16 protein-coding genes, 1 tRNA gene and 3 pseudogenes are annotated in these 17,078 nt (G+C 67.0%); 8 read left to right on the top strand and 12 right to left on the bottom strand.

Annotated features, from left to right (window positions below; all coding sequences use genetic code 11):
* The first annotated feature begins 145 nt into the window (after positions 1–145).
* From ABD466_RS09055 to ABD466_RS09045, 3 genes are all read left to right on the top strand, one after another.
* Positions 146–1,255, top strand: coding sequence for a hypothetical protein (locus ABD466_RS09055; protein WP_344656504.1), 1,110 nt, complete (start codon positions 146–148; stop codon positions 1,253–1,255).
* A 112-nt stretch (positions 1,256–1,367) separates the two neighbouring features.
* A tRNA-Arg gene (locus ABD466_RS09050) sits at positions 1,368–1,440 on the top strand.
* Between the two features lie 340 nt (positions 1,441–1,780).
* Positions 1,781–2,077, top strand: a complete 297-nt coding sequence (locus ABD466_RS09045) for a hypothetical protein (protein WP_344656503.1) — start codon at positions 1,781–1,783, stop codon at positions 2,075–2,077.
* A 67-nt stretch (positions 2,078–2,144) separates the two neighbouring features.
* On the opposite strand, the gene ABD466_RS09040 is transcribed toward ABD466_RS09045, so the two are convergent.
* From ABD466_RS09040 to ABD466_RS08995, 11 genes and pseudogenes are all read right to left on the bottom strand, one after another.
* On the bottom strand, positions 2,145–3,038 hold the full coding sequence (locus ABD466_RS09040; RefSeq protein ID WP_344656502.1) for a hypothetical protein: 894 nt from the start codon (positions 3,036–3,038) through the stop codon (positions 2,145–2,147).
* The gene (locus tag ABD466_RS09035; protein WP_344656501.1) at positions 3,035–3,421 is read right to left on the bottom strand and encodes a hypothetical protein; all 387 of its coding nucleotides are present in this window, start codon (positions 3,419–3,421) and stop codon (positions 3,035–3,037) included. The genes ABD466_RS09040 and ABD466_RS09035 overlap by 4 nt, the downstream gene beginning before the upstream one ends.
* Before the next feature lie 59 nt (positions 3,422–3,480).
* Positions 3,481–7,656: a CHAT domain-containing protein gene (locus ABD466_RS09030; RefSeq protein ID WP_344656500.1), complete on the bottom strand. Its 4,176-nt coding sequence runs from the start codon at positions 7,654–7,656 to the stop codon at positions 3,481–3,483.
* Positions 7,657–7,773: 117 nt separating this feature from the next.
* Positions 7,774–8,635, bottom strand: a pseudogene (locus ABD466_RS09025) (IS5 family transposase).
* A complete protein-coding gene (locus ABD466_RS09020; protein ID WP_344656499.1) occupies positions 8,571–9,065 on the bottom strand; it encodes an acyl carrier protein in 495 nt (164 codons plus the stop codon). Before ABD466_RS09020 ends, ABD466_RS09025 begins: the two are co-directional and overlap by 65 nt.
* A gap of 91 nt (positions 9,066–9,156) precedes the next feature.
* Positions 9,157–9,687, bottom strand: a complete 531-nt coding sequence (locus tag ABD466_RS09015; protein ID WP_344656498.1) for an ArsR/SmtB family transcription factor — start codon at positions 9,685–9,687, stop codon at positions 9,157–9,159.
* Positions 9,688–9,760: 73 nt separating this feature from the next.
* Entirely contained in the window at positions 9,761–10,771 is a 1,011-nt protein-coding gene (locus ABD466_RS09010) for an ABC transporter permease (RefSeq protein ID WP_344656497.1), read from the bottom strand.
* 242 nt (positions 10,772–11,013) lie between these two features.
* The gene (locus ABD466_RS09005; protein WP_344656496.1) at positions 11,014–11,238 is read right to left on the bottom strand and encodes a hypothetical protein; all 225 of its coding nucleotides are present in this window, start codon (positions 11,236–11,238) and stop codon (positions 11,014–11,016) included.
* Positions 11,239–11,335: 97 nt separating this feature from the next.
* The gene (locus ABD466_RS09000; protein ID WP_344656530.1) at positions 11,336–11,575 is read right to left on the bottom strand and encodes an aminotransferase class I/II-fold pyridoxal phosphate-dependent enzyme; all 240 of its coding nucleotides are present in this window, start codon (positions 11,573–11,575) and stop codon (positions 11,336–11,338) included.
* A 265-nt stretch (positions 11,576–11,840) separates the two neighbouring features.
* A pseudogene (locus ABD466_RS44395) lies at positions 11,841–11,993 on the bottom strand (TetR family transcriptional regulator C-terminal domain-containing protein); the annotation flags it as partial.
* Positions 11,994–12,019: 26 nt separating this feature from the next.
* Complete coding sequence (locus ABD466_RS08995; RefSeq protein ID WP_344656495.1) at positions 12,020–12,484, bottom strand: integrase core domain-containing protein; 465 nt, start codon at positions 12,482–12,484, stop codon at positions 12,020–12,022.
* A gap of 497 nt (positions 12,485–12,981) precedes the next feature.
* On the opposite strand from ABD466_RS08995, the gene ABD466_RS08990 reads away from it, so the two are divergent.
* From ABD466_RS08990 to ABD466_RS08970, 5 genes and pseudogenes are all read left to right on the top strand, one after another.
* Positions 12,982–13,629 carry an integrase core domain-containing protein gene (locus tag ABD466_RS08990; RefSeq protein WP_344656494.1) on the top strand — a complete coding sequence of 216 codons (648 nt, stop codon included), beginning with the start codon at positions 12,982–12,984 and terminating at the stop codon, positions 13,627–13,629.
* Between the two features lie 9 nt (positions 13,630–13,638).
* A pseudogene (locus ABD466_RS08985) lies at positions 13,639–13,893 on the top strand (transposase); the annotation flags it as partial.
* A gap of 51 nt (positions 13,894–13,944) precedes the next feature.
* The gene (locus tag ABD466_RS08980) at positions 13,945–14,166 is read left to right on the top strand and encodes a hypothetical protein (protein WP_344656493.1); all 222 of its coding nucleotides are present in this window, start codon (positions 13,945–13,947) and stop codon (positions 14,164–14,166) included.
* Positions 14,167–14,184: 18 nt separating this feature from the next.
* On the top strand, positions 14,185–14,442 hold the full coding sequence (locus tag ABD466_RS08975; protein WP_344656492.1) for a tyrosine-type recombinase/integrase: 258 nt from the start codon (positions 14,185–14,187) through the stop codon (positions 14,440–14,442).
* Between the two features lie 62 nt (positions 14,443–14,504).
* Positions 14,505–16,733, top strand: coding sequence for a tyrosine-type recombinase/integrase (locus ABD466_RS08970; RefSeq protein ID WP_344656491.1), 2,229 nt, complete (start codon positions 14,505–14,507; stop codon positions 16,731–16,733).
* Between the two features lie 10 nt (positions 16,734–16,743).
* On the opposite strand, the gene ABD466_RS08965 is transcribed toward ABD466_RS08970, so the two are convergent.
* Positions 16,744–17,076, bottom strand: coding sequence for a hypothetical protein (locus ABD466_RS08965; protein ID WP_344656490.1), 333 nt, complete (start codon positions 17,074–17,076; stop codon positions 16,744–16,746).
* Positions 17,077–17,078: the final 2 nt, after the last annotated feature.

Genomic DNA, 17,078 nt, shown 5'->3' with positions numbered 1-17,078 from the left:
CACCCACCCCACTGGAGGCGCGCCACCTCCCCACTTGCACTCACTCCACTATCGATATATCGTTGACCTATCGACAGCACAACGGAAGACTGTCGCAAACCCATCGATAGATCGGAGACGATCTTCAGCGAGAAGAGGACTTCGCATGAACTCCCCCAACCACAACCACTCCGCCCACCCCTCCGCCGAGTGGGCGCCTCGCGCCTCCGCCCCGCGTAACAGCGGCCGCGGCCCCCGCCGCCGAACCTTCGACGGCACCTCCGACCAGCGCGACTTCAGCCGCGAAGGCAGCTTCGGCCCCGACTTCGGCCGCCGCCCCGAGCGCGACGATCGCCGCGCCGGCGGCCGCCGACGTGGTGGCCACGGTCCGCGCACCGTCGGATTCGGCCCGCACGACGAGCACAGCGAGTACCCTCGCGAGTTCGGCCGCCGCGGTAAGCGCACCTCGCGCGACGGCAGCTTCGACCGAGACGGCGACTTCGACCCCCGCAACGAGCGCGGCTTCAGCCGCCGCGGCGACCGCAACCCTCGCGACTTCGCCCTCAGCCAGCACAACGGCTGCGAAACCCGCGAACTGCGCCACCACCTCCGCGACGAGTACCGCGACCTGCGCCGAGCCGAGCGCCGAGACGAGCGCCGAGCCGAGCGCCGAGCCGAGCGCCGCACCGAATGGGACTCCGACCGCAGCACCCGCGGCACGTACCGTGGCCGTCCCGACGGCGACCGCACTGACCGGCGCAACTGGGACGGGCGCAACTGGGACGGGCGCGACTCGGACCGGCGTGGCTGGGGCCGGAGTGACCGGGATCGGCGTGACTCGGGCCTGCGTGACCGGGACCTGCGCGACTCAGACCGGAGTGACCGGGACCGGCGCGACTCAGACCGCCGCCGTTCGGACCGCACCTCGCGTGCAGACCGCCGCCCCGGCTGGACCGGCCAGTCCGACAGATCCACCCGTTCCACCCGTTCCACCCGCTCCGGCCGTTCGGCCCGGACCGACCGCCAGACCATCCGCGAATCCCGCGCCGACCGCCACTCCGAGTACGGCCGCCGCACCTTCGCCGACCGCCACTCCCCGGCCGAACACCAGGCGCTCACCGAGTCCCTGGCCGGCGCCCATCGCGCCCTCCACAAGCTCACCCACGCCTACCTGGCAGCCATGAGCACGGCCGACCACACCCGGCGCGAGCAGGCCCGCGGCATCCTGGCCGCCGCCCGCCGCGACCTCCACACCATCCTCGCCACCGAGGACTGACCCCAGCCACGCTGTGGCCCCGCCCACCGGCGGGGCCACAGCCGTCCCGGCCCCGAAACGTCGGCCGGAAAGCCCTCGCCGACCCGCTAAGATGAGCCCGCATCGCCGCCAGGCCCTCGTAGCTCAGTGGATAGAGCACCGGACTTCTAATCCGATGGTCGCAGGTTCGAATCCTGCCGGGGGCACTCAAAAGTCACTAACCCCAGGTCTCTGACCTGGGATTTTGCGTTTCCCGACTCGACGACTCGACTCGGGGTCAAGATCAAAGTCGTCGAAAACACCCGATGTGGTAGCGATGTGGTAGCGCCCGTACAGAGTCCGTGTGGTCACAGGCTGTTTTCGGCCGTGCCGCCGTGTCACTTCCCGTCCGCGAGGCTGGCGAGCCGTCACCCCTTCGAGCGATCGCCGAGGGCCGGTTGTTCTGACTTTTCGCACTTCACAGTGGCAGCGGTGCCCGTAGGAACACAATGGGGGCGGACCCGAAGTCGATTCGAACCTGCGGAGGCTTCTGTAACGCGGTACGCAGTGGACGTCGAGCAGCGCTTGCTCCTGGCAGCGCATGCCCCCGGTGCGGGCGCCGTCGGGTTCACAGTGACGGCGCTGCCGCTCGACCTGGCGCAGGACGTGGCACTGCGGGTGGCGATATGCCTGGACAGACTGTCGCGGGTCATGTGGCACTGCTACACCCACCCGGCTGAAGCCGCCCGGGACGACCTGTCAGACAACACCGAGGGCTGGGGACGCCAGCTGAGCCGCGAGGAGCTGGGACTAATCACGATGCAGCAGGCCGGCCGCTCCCGGCCGGTTCTCGTGCAGCGGTGAACAGACTTCACCTATCCCTCGCTGACCCATGTCCTCGCCGGGAGCATCTGATGCCGCCGGTCTGACATCATTCGGCGAGGGGCGATGCGGGGTCCCACCGCGACTTGCGGGTCTGAGTGGTGAGCATCCGGCCTTCGTCGACGGAAACGGGTGAATCCGACTTGGGTCGGCCGAGTTGCGTGGCCAGTGCGCGGCCGTGGAGATCGACGGCGGATTCGATGAGCTCGGATAGGACCTCCGTGCTGCTGCGGGTCATGACTTGAGCGCTGACCAGGATGGCGCCCGACACCAGGGCGGCCGGCCACCACCAGATCGTCAGCGGCAGATACAGCACGCCCCACGCCATCAGACGGGCCGCACTGGAAAAGGCGTCGCGCGCCGCAACGATCTCGTTCCTGGTCGGGTCCGGGATCACCAGCCAGAGCCTGGGCCAGATCGCGTCGAGGTCGAGACCGTAGGCGCGCTCCACCCGCAGCCGGCAGGCGCGCAGGCGGTCGCCGACCCACGTGGGCCGGTCCGCCTCGATCAGACAGATGCGGTCGGCTCGGGCGATGGCTGAGCGGATCTGCTCCGGCGTCGCGAGTGGGTGGTCGGCCTTCTCCTTCGCCCGTCGCGATCGGCTCCGCCGCCACTGTGCGAACCAACTGGCCGGTGGCCGCCGGCCCGGCGTCGTCCAGATGCGCGAGATGACGCGGCTGAGCGCTGACGAGGCCAGCCCCGCCGCCATCGAACCGATGAGGGCCGCGGCGGCCAGGAGCATCGTCCCGCCCACCGTCCGCAGATTCGGGTCTTTCGCCCAGACACTGATCTGCCTGGTGAGGCGACCCACGTCCAAGGCGTGCCGCCAGCGCAGCGAGTGGGCGACGACGGCAGTGGACAGATAAAGCAATCCGGGCAGTGCCAAGAGAGCGGCCCACCGTTCCACGGCCTTCTTGGCGACTTCAGTCAGGAAGCCATTCACTCGACGATGGCTTTCGGTGTCAGCGGTTTTCCTGTGGCGGCACATATCGGTGTGTTCTGACCCGCTTTGACCCGGCCGCGTCCAGTGCAAGCCTCCCACGGGCAGCCCCACACACGGGCTCCGTGCCCGTCCGCGGCGCCCGGCAGCGGCGTGTATATCCGGAGCCCGGAAGGATAGAAGCCCCTGCCGGTACTGTCCTCCACGGCCGCGTTCAGCGCGTCGAGATCAGATTCGAGGGCTTCATCAATCGTGCCGGTCTCCAGAGAGGTCCGCGCCTGTTCATAGACCGCAATCTGGCCGGCTGCCCGCACCAGCTGTTCCAGCGTGCCGTCCTCGAGCTCGCGGCAGAAACTCGCCACCTTGACCCTGATATCGATGCTCACATGTCCTTCGTTTCCGTTGATTCGGTCATCTCGATGCCCACTCCACTGGGGACCTCGGGTCAGGCTCCGGTGTGGATATAGGCGGCCCATTGGTAGGCGAGCAGGGGGGACTTGTCACGTTCGGCGCGGATCACCGCATGGAGCGTGCGGGCGGCCTCCTCAGCGTTCGGCGGCGCGGTTCCTTCCTGGGTCAGGCCGCGATAGAAGAGGTCGGCGACGGACGCGGCATACTTGTCTGATATCGCCCACAGAGTGGCTATGACCTGCGGGAACCCGGCCAACTGGAAGGCCCCGGCGAGATGTATCGCCTCATCGATGAGCTCCAGGTTGCGGGTGGCGGCGGTCTCGCAGGCCGACAGGTACGCCAGGCGCACGTCGCGGAGTTTGACCGCTGCCAGTCTTGCGACGGTGAACGGATCCTCGTCGTGGTCGTGCAGGAGCAGCTGACTTCGCGACGGGTCGTCAGCGTGACTAAAGCCGTGGCAGATGAAATGGGCGAAAGAGCAGTTCGTAAGGCGGCTGAGCACGTTCTCGGCAGTGGGCCACGCATCCTGCCCAGTGCTGGAACCATCCGGTCCGCTGAGCACGACGGGCCCCGGTAGTCGCCTCGCCACCTGCGCGGCCTCAACCCCGGCGTTGGGAAGGTCTCCGTGCGGAAGACCGGCCGTGGTGGGCATCGCCACGATCAGTGAGCGATTCGCTGGCGACTCCGGTCTTGCCGTCCGCCGGGCATGACTGAGGGCACGAACTGTCGGGATGGAAGAGGAGACGACCCGATCCATGACCGTGCGAGCGCCGCCCTCGCCGTGATAGCCCGCGGCGTGCAACGGAAGGAGGTTGAGCAGCCCGCTCACCGCCCACCAAAGGCGTGGCAGCGGTGCGCCGTCGACGGGAACCATTCCCAGGCTGTCCAGGATGGGGCCCGCAACGACATCCCACAGCCAGTTGAGCACTTTGTCGAGCTGCTTACCGGCCTGTGCCCGGCCCGTGAGGGAGGTATTCCTGTCCAGGCAAACGTCCAGGGCGTCATGGAAAGCCAGCGCTTGGTCCACGACGGTCTCCAAACGCACGCCGGTCAGCTCGATGGCTCGGACACCCTCGGACGTGAGGAGCACGGCGTCACTGCGGTCGAGGCCGACATTGATCGTCACCACTGGGCCATGGGCCGCCTCGCGGAGCATGGCCTCAACTGTCGGCGCCCGACCGAACGCTGCGAAGTCCGGAAGCTCGCGAATCTGCTGAAGCACGCTGGTGAATTCGGCCGCGAGCTGCTCGCGTGTCCGTTCCTCGCCATCCGGCCCCGCGGTCTCCACAGCCGTGTCCAGGGCGTCGCGCAGCGCCTCGAAACGCAACGCCAGATCGGGTCGGGACTCGCTGAGTTCTGTGACGTCGCTGCGCGTCTCCAGCGCCTGCCCCAGCAGGACTCCCCGGCCGATCTCCAGCACTTCCAGGGCACGGGCCGCGCGTTCGTGAGCCGGCCGCGACGAGTCCGAAAGGATCAACGTAGCTGCTTCGGAGGCCAGCATTTGGAACGAACCCACCCGTTCCTGCTGCTGGTCACGCTTCAAACGACGCGGTGCGACCTCCGGCAACAACCGCACCGCGCCGTGCAGGAGGTTCGCGGCGCGTGCGGGCTCGTGCTCAGCGAGCATATGGGTACCGGCCCAGGCGACCCGGATCCGGAACGACGGAGGCGCCGTCGGCTCCGCCGCGGCCTGTTCGAAGGCGGTCGCCGCCGCCTCGAGGTCCCGTGCATCGGCGAACCCTTCGAAACGGGTGAAGAGAGCATTCCCCAGAGTATTGAGATACCCGGCGACGTAGCTCTGACCGGACGGCGTAGAGGCCAGGGCCGCGGCGGCGGTGGCGACGGCGGCATCAGCGTCCCCCCTGTCCTGGAACACCTTGAAACGGCTTGCCCGCACGGCTGAAGCGAGGTTCAGAGCGATGCCGCGTTCGGCGCTTTCCTCGGGAATCAGGCGAAGCGCTTCATCCGACACCTCTACCGCTTCCTGCAGGTCCGCGCCGTTCTTTGTTGCCGCGTATCTCTTGAGGAGAACATTGCCGAGCGTGATGAGGTATCCGGCCCGTTCGAAATGATCCTCCGGCGTCGCCCTGACGGCCTTCCGCCCGCAGGCGATCGCGACGCCCGCGTCGTCCAGTGCGCCCAGCCGATCAAACCGCGCTTCATGGAGGGTGCCCAGATGGCTGAGATACCGAGGCAGGTCGGGGTGTCCGTCAGACGCCCCGTCCACCGCAGCGGTGCTTGCCTGGATCGCGGCCTCGAGGTCATCGAGCCCACCCAGGTACTCGAACCGGCTGAGCAGTGCCTGGCCCAGGCTGCTGAGAATTCCCGGCCGATCGGCGGGCCTGGCCTGGACTGAAGCGTTCCGGTGCTTTTCGACGGCGGCGTCAAGGTCTGCAACGTCGCCGGTCCGGCGGAACCGGGTCCCGAGCGCGGCGCCAAGGTTATGGAGGACCAGCGCCCTCAAATCTCCGGCAGCTGTATGGGCCGCGCTTGTCAGGAGGCTTATCGCCTCCTCAAGGTCCGATGCGTCGCCCGACCGGCGATAACGCACCCTCAGCGCGGTTCCCAGATTGTTAAGGACGTCGGGCCGGTTCGGATGGTCTGCGGGGGTGAGGGCTTCCGCGCGCCGGTGAAGACGGATCCCGAGCTCGAGATCCTGGACCTCGCCGAGCCTGCCGAACCGTGACTCCAGCATCGAGCCCAGGTTGGCCAACGAAGCGATCTTGCCCGGTGCGTCGTCGGGGAGATCGGCCAGGGAGGTGAGACCGTCAATGGCATCGTTCAGGTCGTTCAGCGAACCGCCCCACTCGTATCTACGCCACAAAGCACGGGACAAGCCCGACACGAGGTCTGCGAACACTTCTTGGGAAGCAGGGGGCGCGAGGTCGATCGCCTTTTGGAAGGCGCGTATCGAGGACTCGAGGTCGTCGGCGTCTCCCCGTTGCCTGAACCGGTCGAGCAACGCCTCGCCCAGGTTGCCCAGGATGCCTGGTCGCTGCGGTCGAGCGATGTCGGCTGCCTCTTGGAGGGCGGCGATGGCCATGTCACGATCCTCGGGCGAATCGTCCCGCGAGGCCCGGGCCGCCAGTGCCGCTCCCAGGTTGCCGAGGACCACGGCCCTGTCCGAACCGTCGTGGTGCGGACCCGGCGTGGCCGCGATGCTCAGGAAAGCGATCGCCGCGTCCAGGTCCGGGGACGATTCCGTCTCGGTGAACCGCATGTAGAGCGCACTGCCGAGCATGTGGAGATACCGGATGCCATCCGGACCGGCCGCTGCGCCGAGCAACGCGTCCACCGCCGCGTCGAGATCGGCGGGAGAACCCGAGAATGTGTACCGATTGCGAAGTGTGGCACTCAGGCGTCCCAACCGGACGGGCCACGCCGGATCATCCGGCCCGACGAGCTCCACGGCCTCCTGGCGGCATCGGACGGCTTCGTCCAGGCCGCCGGGGTCACCGGTCGCGGCGGCCAGGCGTTCAAGTGCGTCCGCGAGATTCACCACGACGGTGCCACGGTCCGGATCACCGGCGGGTAGCCACAGGGCCTCATGCAGCGCGTCGATGGCGAGTTCGAGGTCTGCGGCTGTGCCGCTCCGCTCGCTCCTGCTGAGAAAGGCAGTGCCGATGTTGTTGTGGATGCCGGCGGCCTTTGCCCGGGCCATAGGGGCCGTGGCGATCGCCTGCCGGTAGCTCTCGATCGCCCGGTCGAAGTCCTCGTCCGACCCGGTCAGCTCCGAGCGGGTCTGGAGTAGGGCGCCCAGGTTGTTGAGCCGGCCGACCCGCTGCGGCAGGCCAACCGGAGTCGCGCTTACCATCCGCTCCCAAAAGCGTATCGCCTCCGTCAGCGCGTCGGCATCGGGACTGGCCAAAGCGGCTACCAGGAGCGCCTCCGCTTCCGCCCCGGCCTCATCGGCGACTGCCGGCAGGAGGGGAGCGGGCACGGTACCCAGGCCGGCTTTGAAGCACGGGGTGAAGGCCTGAACGGCGTTGTAGAGGTCATGCTGGAAACCGCCGTCGGGGTGTGTAAAGCGCAGCCAGTGCAGAACGGCCAACTGATGCCACTCTTCAGCGGCACCGTCCTCGTCCCGCAGGATCTGCGAGAGCTGCATCGATTCGATGACGACGCTCACGTCCAGATAGCCGTCCGGGCCGCCCGGCCCCTGCTCGATGCGCCGAGCGACGGCAGCGAGAAGCTCTTCGCGTTCGAACATCCAACCCCCTGGCCTCAGAGGCATGATAGCCATGGGATCCCTCGGGAAACCGGAGCCCCGCTGGCCACGATGTCTGGCCAAGATCTCGGCGTTCTTAGAGCGACCGCCAGTAGATGGTTACCGGAGTCGGCGTGAGGTGGGTCGGGTGTCCCAGCGGTAGCGGGTTCGTGCTCGACGTATGAGTGCACGGACGGTGACGAACGCGGCGGCCAGGTAGAGGTAGAAGCCAACGACCTGGCCGTCGCGTTCGGAGCAGCGGCGGATCTTGTCATAGCCGTTCATCCAGCTTTGCGTGCGCTCCACGACCCAGCGGCAGCCGACCTGGACCGGCGCGGGGCAGGCCTTTGGCGGCAATCTGTCCGACCAGATCGTGATCGCAGAGAACCTTGCGGGACGGTTTGCCGTCGTAGGCCGAGTCCAGATGGGCTCGCGCCTGGTCAGGCAAGGCGCGATACGGGCCCAGTTGCTGTTCGGCGGCGGTGATGGTGGGCTCCAGCAGCACCGAGTCGTGGCGGTTCGCTCCCGCCGAGGCGATCCCCAGCGGGATTCCGTGCATCTCGACGAGCGTGGAGCGGTTCAGGCCCTGCTTGCCGCGGTCGACCGGGCTGCGGCCGGCTTTGTCGCCGCAGGTCGGGGCCTTGGTGTGGCAGCCGTCGGCGGACAGGTCGTCCAGCTCCAGCCCGACCATCTTGTCGTAGGCGGCCAGGCAGATCGCGTGCAGTTTCTCGGCCAGACCCAGGGCCGCCCACTGCTTCAAACGTCGGCGGATGGTGGTGGCCGAGCATTGCTCGCTGGCGATGCGCTCGTAGCCTGAGCCGTGGACGAGGGCCTCCACGACGTGCGTGAACACCACCCGGTCGGCGATACGGCGGCGGTGGCAGCCCCACGGGTGGGCCGGATCGAACTCCGGACGCTCAGGCAGCAGAGCTGCGAACTGGTCCCCCAGTGGTTCGAACAGAGATGACGGGACGGCAGGCACGGATCCTCCGGTGATTACGAAGCGTAGAGAACTCCGAGATCACCGGGATCGCCTGCGTGTCAACTCTCTCAATCACTTGCCATACGAGCCGTTCCTTGCTCGCATCTAGTGGCACAGCGTCGAAGAGATCGATCAGGCTCGCCGCCACGCCGAGTTCGCTTCTGAGCCGGTGCACGAGGCGGGCGCCGAGCGCCGAGCTGCCGCCGGCCGCGAAGAAGTCGTCGTCCGGGCCCAGGGCGTCGACGGCGATCCCGAGTTCCTGGGCCACCATGGCAAGCGCCTGTTCGGCGAGAGCGCCGGCCGGTGTCGTCGCGTGGAGGCTCCACTGCCCGGGCTGGAGCGGCTGAGGCGGGTCGGTCGCCGGGCGCGCGGCCGCGGCCGGCGACCGGAACCGGGACGGCGGCGGTACCGCCGTGGGATGGGCGGCCACGTCGGCCAGCAGCCGGCCGTACCGCTCGGCCAGGTCCGCGATGGCCTCGGCGTCGAATTATCGCGCGGAAGCCGGGAAAGGATGCTGGTGCTCATGCGCTGTCGTCCAACTCGAACATAAACGCCGTCATACTGACATGCACGCTTCCCTCAGCCCGCGGCTGACCGGCCCTGTCATGGATGAGCTGTATTGCCTGCTTGACCAGGTCGCATGCCTCGTCCCAGACCTCACGGCCCACCCACACCTCGATGTCGGTCGTCGACCGTTGCCTGGTCATCAAAGGCAATCGGCGGCGAAGGTCGGTGAATGTCGCCTCATACAGCAGCTCTCGACCGCTGGAAGGATCCAGGCGGTGGGCGCTGGCCGGGTCGTATTGATAGAGCAATCGAGCCCGCCCGCGGCGGCCGGGAGGGGCCGGGTCCTTGACGTCCTCGACCCGTTGCAGGAACCCGGCGGCGGCAAGCTGTCGCAGGTGATAGCTCGCTGACGCGTGTGCGATGCCAAGCTCTTCCGCTACTTCGGTCGCTGACATCGCCGTACCGGTCACCAACGACACGATGCGTAGGCGCAGGGGATTGGCCAGCGCTCGAAGGGGAATCAGCCCAGCATCATCCAAAGACATATTGGGATAATAGGTACCGCTTACCTGGCACACAAGATGTGCGGCATGCCCGCTCCGGCGGAGGATCTTCGGCTCACGACGCCCTCACCCGAGGATCGACGACGCTATACAACAGGTCGACAACCAGGTTCGCCAGCACGATGAAGGCCGTGGCCACGACCGTGATGCCCAAGAGGACGGGCAGATCGGACTGGGACACCGCGTCGACCGCCTGACGCCCGATGCCCGGCAGGTTGAACACCTGCTCGGCCAGCGCGACGCCGCCCAGGGCGAAACCGAGGTCCATGCCGAAGATCGTGACGATCGGGGTCAGCGCCGCGCGCAGCGCGTGCTTGAAGATGACCGTCCGCTCGTGCAGGCCTTTGGCCCGCGCTGTGCGGATGAAGTCCTCGTTCATGGTGTCCAGCATCCCTACCCGGGTGAGGCGGGCGTACAGGGCGGCAAGGCCGAACGCCACGGAGATCCACGGGAGCAGCAGGTGCGTCAGCCAGTCGACCGGGCTCCTGAAGAACGGTACGTAGCCGGGGTCCGGGAAGACGTGCCAGTTGAACACGAACGCCAGCATCAGCAGCGGGCCGACGAGGTACACCGGAAGCGACACGCCGACCAGCGCCGTGATCATGCCGACCCGGTCCACGATGGTGCCCTTCTTCAGGGCGGAGGCGATGCCGGCGGCGATACCGAAGCCGAGCCACAGGATCGAGGAGCCGATGGCCAGGGAGAACGTCACCGGGAACCACTGGCCGATGCTGTGGGAGACCAGCTCGTTGGTCTTGTACGAGTACCCGAGGCACGGCGCCCAGCAGTGCGCCATCTGCGTTCCGATGTCGTAGTCGTACCCGAAGAAGATGCCCTTGATGAAACGTCCGTACAGCACCCAGACCGACTGGTCGAATCCGAAGCGGTGGATGACACCGGCGATCGCCTGCGGACTCTGGGTCTTGCCGACGTACTGTTCCGCGAGTGACTCCGTCGTCTGCCCGCCCAAGCGCGGGAAGACGAAGAAGATGAAGAACGTGATCAAGCTCATCGCGAAGAGCAGCGCGAGCGCTGAGAACAGACGCCTGATGATGTAGGTAATCACGGAGCGCGGCAGTGGTCGCCCGACGGCGCCGGGGTCCCCTGCCTTCACCTGCCTATCTGTGAAAGCGAAGGGTTCTTGCCTCAGACCAGCGGGACGAGGGCCGGCTCAGCCTAATCCAAAGACATGTTGGGATAATAGACAGTGCCTGCGAACCAGGCAAGATGCGGGCCATGCGGAGGCGCCGGCGAGGATCGCAGCGGCTGGAAGGCCGCTGCGATACCGGTTGGCAGAAAGGGCGACAGTCACGCCGCAACGAGCACCTTCGTGATGCCGGCCAGCGCGGCATCGAGATAGTGGGGCTGCAAGCCGTGGGCGATCCGGAGATGGTTCTCCACGCCGAAGTGGATCCCCGGTGCGACGAGCACTCCGGCGCTCTCGCGCAGCTCGTCAGCAAGTTCAAGGCTGGACAGCGGAAGGTGGTAGCGGACGAAGGCCAGCGCGGAGGCCTCGGGCGGGACGGTCGACAACGCTCCCCCGCTCCCCTCGATCCAGCTCTCCAACCGGTCGTAGCCGGCGCGAATCAGTCCGCGATGCGTTTCAGCGGACGCTCGGTGACGGCCGGAGTCAGCGCGATCTCTGCGAGGTGCATCGACAGCCGGCCGGCCGCGATGGTCCCGTATTCGTGACGCGCCAGGCTGCCTCGACCATTCCGGGCGGGCCCGCGAGCCATCCGAGGCGGAGCCCCGGCAGGCCGAAGGCCTTGGACAGGCTGCCGACGCAGACGATCCTGTCGCCGCGGCCCCAGAACGTCGGCGCGATCCGGTCGGCGAGACGTTCGGTGCCCCGGTAGACCTCGTCCGCCAGGATCCACGCTCCGACGCGCTCGGCCCTGGTAGAGGATGACGTCGCCGCCGCCCGGGAGAAGGGTGACGGTCTGCGGCGGCTGAGCGGCGTTTCCGCGGCCCACGGCGAAGGGCGGCCGGTCAGACCACTGTTCGGGGTTCGGTCGCGACGCTTTGGAGCCGGGAACGGATGGCGGTCCGGGCTCGGTCGTACGCAGCCGGGTCGTCGTGCATGACAGAGGCCGCGTTCGCCGCGTCCAGAAACGCGTTGAGTTCAACGCGAGCTGACCGGCGTCGGAGTCCGCAGCCAGCTCGCCGAGCTGTCGCGCTTCCTCCACCGTGCGTTCGACGAACCGCGTCCAGTCCCGGCCGGCGACAGCCAGCGCGTCGCGGACCGGTCCGACTCGTGCGTCGAACTCGGCGCGCCTGCGGGGTTCAATAACCCTGCCGAAGCGTTGATCTGGGGTTATGCGACGATGTGGTATTCGTTCGTCAGACCGCCAAGGATCTTCGTTCGGGTGATCCGTTGGGCCGGGAATGGTATGACGTGGGGATCGTCTAACGGTGTCCGCAGGCTCAGTCCGCGGCCTTGGTGCGAACGTCCGGCGTTGTAGTGCTCCGCGTATTGCTCCAGGACGAGGCGCAGGTGGCGGTCACCGACGATGAGCATGCGATCGGTGCATTCGACTCGGATCGCCTTCACCCAGCGTTCCGCGAACGCGTTCATCTTCGGACACTGCGGCGCGGACTTCTTAAACTCGATGTCTACGGCGGTGAAGACGGCGTCGAAAGCAGCGGTGAAGATGGCGTCTCGGTCCCGGATCAGGTATCGGAAGCGGTCGGACCGCTCGCCGGCGTCGGCCAGGAAGTTCCTGGCCAGCTGGGTCACCCAGGCCGCGGTGGGATGCTCGGTAACCCCGAGGATGTGCACGCGCCTGGTCCTGAGGCTGCCGAAAACTGCTGCGAGCTGGGATGATGTGGGATTGTGTCGTTACGGTTGATCTACTTGCTGGCGACTCGGATCTTCGTGTTGCTGAGCCTGCTCACCCGGGATTCGACAGCGAAGGATGTCGAGATTCTGATTCTGCGGCACCAGCTCGCGGTCGCTCAGCGCCGGGATCCACGCCTGGCCCGGAAACTCACCTGGGCCGACCGGCATGGCTGCTCCTGCTCGCCAGACCCCTTCCCCGCAGCCACGTAGATCACATCCGGCTGATTGTCACGCCGGGCACCCTCTTGCGGTGGCATCGCGACCTGCTACGCCGCCGCTGGGCACGGCGATCGCATCGCAAACGACCTGGCCGGCCCCGCACCCACAGGAACATCACAGCCCTGGTCATACGGCTGGCCAAAGAAAACCCGTCGTGGGGGTACCGCCGGATCCACGGGGAACTCGCCGGCCTTGGCATCAAGGTCGCGCCAAGCACCGTGTGGGAGATCCTCAAGAACGCCGGAATCTCCCCGGCGCCACAACGCGATACCGGCCCGACCTGGGCCGCGTTCCTACGCTCCCAAGCCTCGGCGATCCTGGCAACCGACTTCGTCGTCGTTGACCTACTGAACGGATCCAAAGCCTACGTCCTGGCGGTGATCGAGCACGCCACCAGGCGTGTTCGCGTGCTCGGCGCGACCTTCCACCCCACCACCGAATGGGTGGTGCAGCAGGCCCGCAACTTGGTCATGGACCTGGACGACGCTGGAACCAAGGCCAAGTTCTTGATCCACGACCGGGACGCCTCCTTCAGCGCAGCCTTCGACGCGGTGTTCAGCGCTGCCGACATCGAGGTGATCCACACCGGGGTCCGCGTACCCCGCCAGAACTCGATAATGGAACGCTGGTTCCGCAGCCTCCGCGCCGAACTCACCGACCGCACGCTCATCTGGAACATCCCACACCTGATGTTGCTCTTGCACGAGTATGAGGACCATTACAACCGGCATCGCCCCCACCAGGCGATAGACCAGACTGCGCCGTTGAAACCACGCCCGGACAACCTCGTCGACATTGACACCTTCCGCGCCCGCCGACATGACCACGCTGGAGGCCTACTCCACGAATATCACCAGGTGGCATAGGTTTTCGGCAGGCTCAGGTCGACCAACCCCCTTGAGCGCCTCAACCGCGAGATCAAACGCAGAGCCGACGTTGTCCAAGTCTTTCCCAACCCTGCCGCCCTGGAACGCCTCGCCGGCGCAGTCTTGGCCGAACTTCACGACGAATGGCAGGTCACCGACCGCCGCTACCTATCCGAATCCTCAATGGCCGAACTACTCGGTACCGAAACCACCGCCGTCATCACCGGACCGACGGCACTGCCACGAAGCAAGAAGACCGCCTGATCAGTTACACCGCTTCAAAGGACGCCATCCGGTGCGCTGCGCCGGGAGGAGATGGTGCAGCTAGACGTCGGCGACTTCGAGCCCGCATACTCGCTGATCCATCTGCGGGCCGAGACCACGAAGTCCAAGCGGTCCCGCGAGGTGGCATACGGCCAGGCCAGTAGCCGGTTGTTCGCCGATTACCTGGCCTATCGCCGGCAGCGGTTCGGGCGCCTGGACGGTGCCTTGCTGCGCAGCGAGTCGAAGCGGAACGTTGGCGCCCCGCTGGGGTAGTCGAGCTGGTCGAAGGTCGTGGAGGGGATCAGCGAACGCAGCGGTCTGGCGCGATTGTCCACGCACACCTTCCGGCACCTGCGGCAGACCGACTTGGCTCGGGCGGAGTGGACGATCGACCAGATCGCCCAATATGCCGGGCATCGAGACCTGGCCACGACGATGAAGTACATCCACCTGTCCGGGCGCGAGTTGGCCGCGAGGCTGCACCGTGCATCGGCGTCGGTCCAGCAGGCCCGGGAGGAGCTGCTCGCGGAGTTGGCGGCAACCCGATGAGCGCGGCTACTCAGCCGGTGCCGGTGCCCCTCGCAGAGTACTGCGCCCAGGTCAAAGCTCAGATGCCGCAACTGACGGATGAGGGGCGGGAAGTGCTCGGGCGGCTGGCCGGAATGGACCACCGGGTCGTCCATGCGCGGAACCGCACGGCCTTGGCCCGCCTGATCGACCCTCTCGATACCGTCTCGGTGGACTGGGACAACTCGTTGGTCGATTCGGCCCGCAACATGCTGCTGCTGAAGATGAGCCGGCATCGTCTTGCCTACTGGGCGTGGGACGAGCAGACCTGGACGAGGTTCATCACCGAAGCAACCGGAGAAGATCGACACCGCCGTCGGGCGCACCTGGTCGCCTGGGCCTACCTGTTCGGCGACCACTGGCGGTTGCACCACAGGCTCGGGATGCCCAAGCTGCCCCCGCTCGCCGACTTCGTGTTCGGTGCCGGAGCCGTCGAGCCAGCTCTGGCGGAGGTCTCGGTGCTGCTGGAGCGTTGGGAGTCGGCCCCGAAGTCCCCTCCCGAGCTGGTCCGCGCCTCCGTGCTCGATGCCCTGCTCATCGCTGGCAGCCCGCACTCGAAGGACGTGAGCTTGAAGTTGCTGGAGGACCTGGTCGCGGACAACCCTGCAGCCAACGCACGCCGACGCGGGTTCAGGATGTCGCGGGTCCTGGCGGCGAACGGGTACATCCCCGAACCGCTGACGGTCAACCACCAGCAACGTGGTCCCCGACAGGAGACCCTGGACTCGGTGCCGCCGCAGTGGGTGGAGTTCGTGTTGCGCTGGCAGCGGTTCTCCACCAATGAGAAGAGCACGATCCACACCAAGTTCCCGTCTTTGCTGGTGGCCGGGCGATGGGCGGCGGAGAAGCATCCCGAGGCGACGAGCCCTCAGGACTGGACGCGGGACATCGCCGCCGAGTACATCGCGGACACGATGACCACCGTTCGCGGGCAGCGGGCCGGCTTCAACCGCAACCGCACCCGAGTGGGTGAGCCGCTGAACGTGCGGGGGAAGGCTGGCCGGATCGATGCGATCCGCAGCTTCTTCTGCGACCTCATCGAGTGGGAGTGGATCACGCCGCGGTTCGATCCGCGCCGCGTGCTCAGCCTGCCGCTGTCGGCCCGGGCCGGTCTCGATCCGGACCCCCGCATCATCGACGATGCGGCCTGGGCCAAGCTCATGGCGGCCGGACTAACGCTGACCTCGGACGACATGCTCGCCTACGGCACGCCCGCCGAAAAGGCCGCCGGATGGCACGCCAACTACTACCCGATCGAGATGATCCGCGCCTTGGTCGGGGTGTGGTTGTTCGGCGGCCTTCGGATGGACGAGATCCGCCGTCTGGAGCTGGACTGCGTCCGCTGGGACCAGGCCGACGACGCGGACAGCGGCGAGACCTATCGTGTCTGCCTGCTGCACATCCCGGCGAACAAGACCTCCGGAGCCTTCTCCAAACCGGTCGACCCCGTTGTCGGCGAGCTCATCGACGCCTGGCAGAGTGTCCGCCCAGCCCAGCCGGACATCACCGACCGCAAGACCGGCCAGCGCCGCCAGCACCTGTTCTGCTACCGCGCTCAGCTTATTGGCCCCAACTACCTGAACGACAAGCTCATCCCGATCCTGTGCTCCAAGGCAGGCATCCCCGAATCCAACTCCCGCGGGGCGCTGACCAGCCACCGCGCCCGCGCCACCATCGCCACCCAACTCCTCAACGCCAAGGAGCCGCTGTCCCTCGCCGACCTGCAGCAGTGGCTGGGCCACAAGCACCCGTCCAGCACCCGTCACTACGCCAAGATCCTGCAGCGGACCCTGTCGGCGGCCTACAAACGCGCCGACTATTTCGCCCGCAACATGCGCACCATCCAGGTCCTCATCGATCGCGACAGCATCCTCACCGGAGCCGCCGCCGCAGGCGACGAGCCGTGGAAGTACTACGACCTGGGCGAGGGCTACTGCAGCTACGACTTCTTCGCCAAATGCCCACACCGCCTGGCCTGCGCCCACTGCGATTTCTACATCCCCAAGGAGTCCAGCCGCGGCCAACTGCTCGCGGTCAAGGACGGCATCCAGCAGATGCTCGAACAATTCAGCCTCACCGACGAGGAAAAGGAGGCCCTCGAAGGCGACCGCGAGGTCATCGCCGCACTCATCGAACGGCTCGCCGGCATCCCCACCCCGGCCGGACCGACACCTGTCGAACTCGGCACGACCAGCGCGTTCATACCCCCCACAGCCCTCACCGGCGGCCTGCGGAGGCCATCAGATGATTCCGAGAGCAAGGAGATCTCCTGAACCAGAACCCTTACACCACGTCCGTTTCCGACGACCGCCGTTCAAGGCGGAACTCGTCGACGAACGTGAAGAACAGCTCGATCGGGTCACGGGCGAGCTCTTCGGCCTCCCGCTCGATCTCGACCCACCATCCGAGTGAACTGTGTCGCCCAAGCCTCGTCCACAGCCATTCGGCGAACGGGCCAATCGGCCAGAAGTCGAACTCCTCGCCGATGTCGTGGACCTCCAGTGCGACCCGGTATCCGCACAGCACAGAGTGCAGCTCGTCGAGGGAGCGCACCCACATCCCCGGACGGAGACGCACTTCTTCGAGGAAGTCGAAGATGTCGCTCAGCTCGCCCAAGG

Source organism: Catenulispora subtropica, assembly GCF_039531675.1.
GTDB lineage: Bacteria > Actinomycetota > Actinomycetes > Streptomycetales > Catenulisporaceae > Catenulispora > Catenulispora subtropica.
This window is presented reverse-complemented; position numbering and strand designations above follow the sequence as displayed.

Coding starts and splice junctions, on each gene's coding strand:
- ABD466_RS09055 (WP_344656504.1), top strand. CDS start 146: ATGAACTCCCCCAACCACAACCACTCCGCCCACCCCTCCGCCGAGTGG.
- ABD466_RS09030 (WP_344656500.1), bottom strand. CDS start 7,656: ATGTTCGAACGCGAAGAGCTTCTCGCTGCCGTCGCTCGGCGCATCGAG.
- ABD466_RS09015 (WP_344656498.1), bottom strand. CDS start 9,687: ATGTCTTTGGATGATGCTGGGCTGATTCCCCTTCGAGCGCTGGCCAAT.
- ABD466_RS08980 (WP_344656493.1), top strand. CDS start 13,945: ATGGTGCAGCTAGACGTCGGCGACTTCGAGCCCGCATACTCGCTGATC.
- ABD466_RS08970 (WP_344656491.1), top strand. CDS start 14,505: ATGCCGCAACTGACGGATGAGGGGCGGGAAGTGCTCGGGCGGCTGGCC.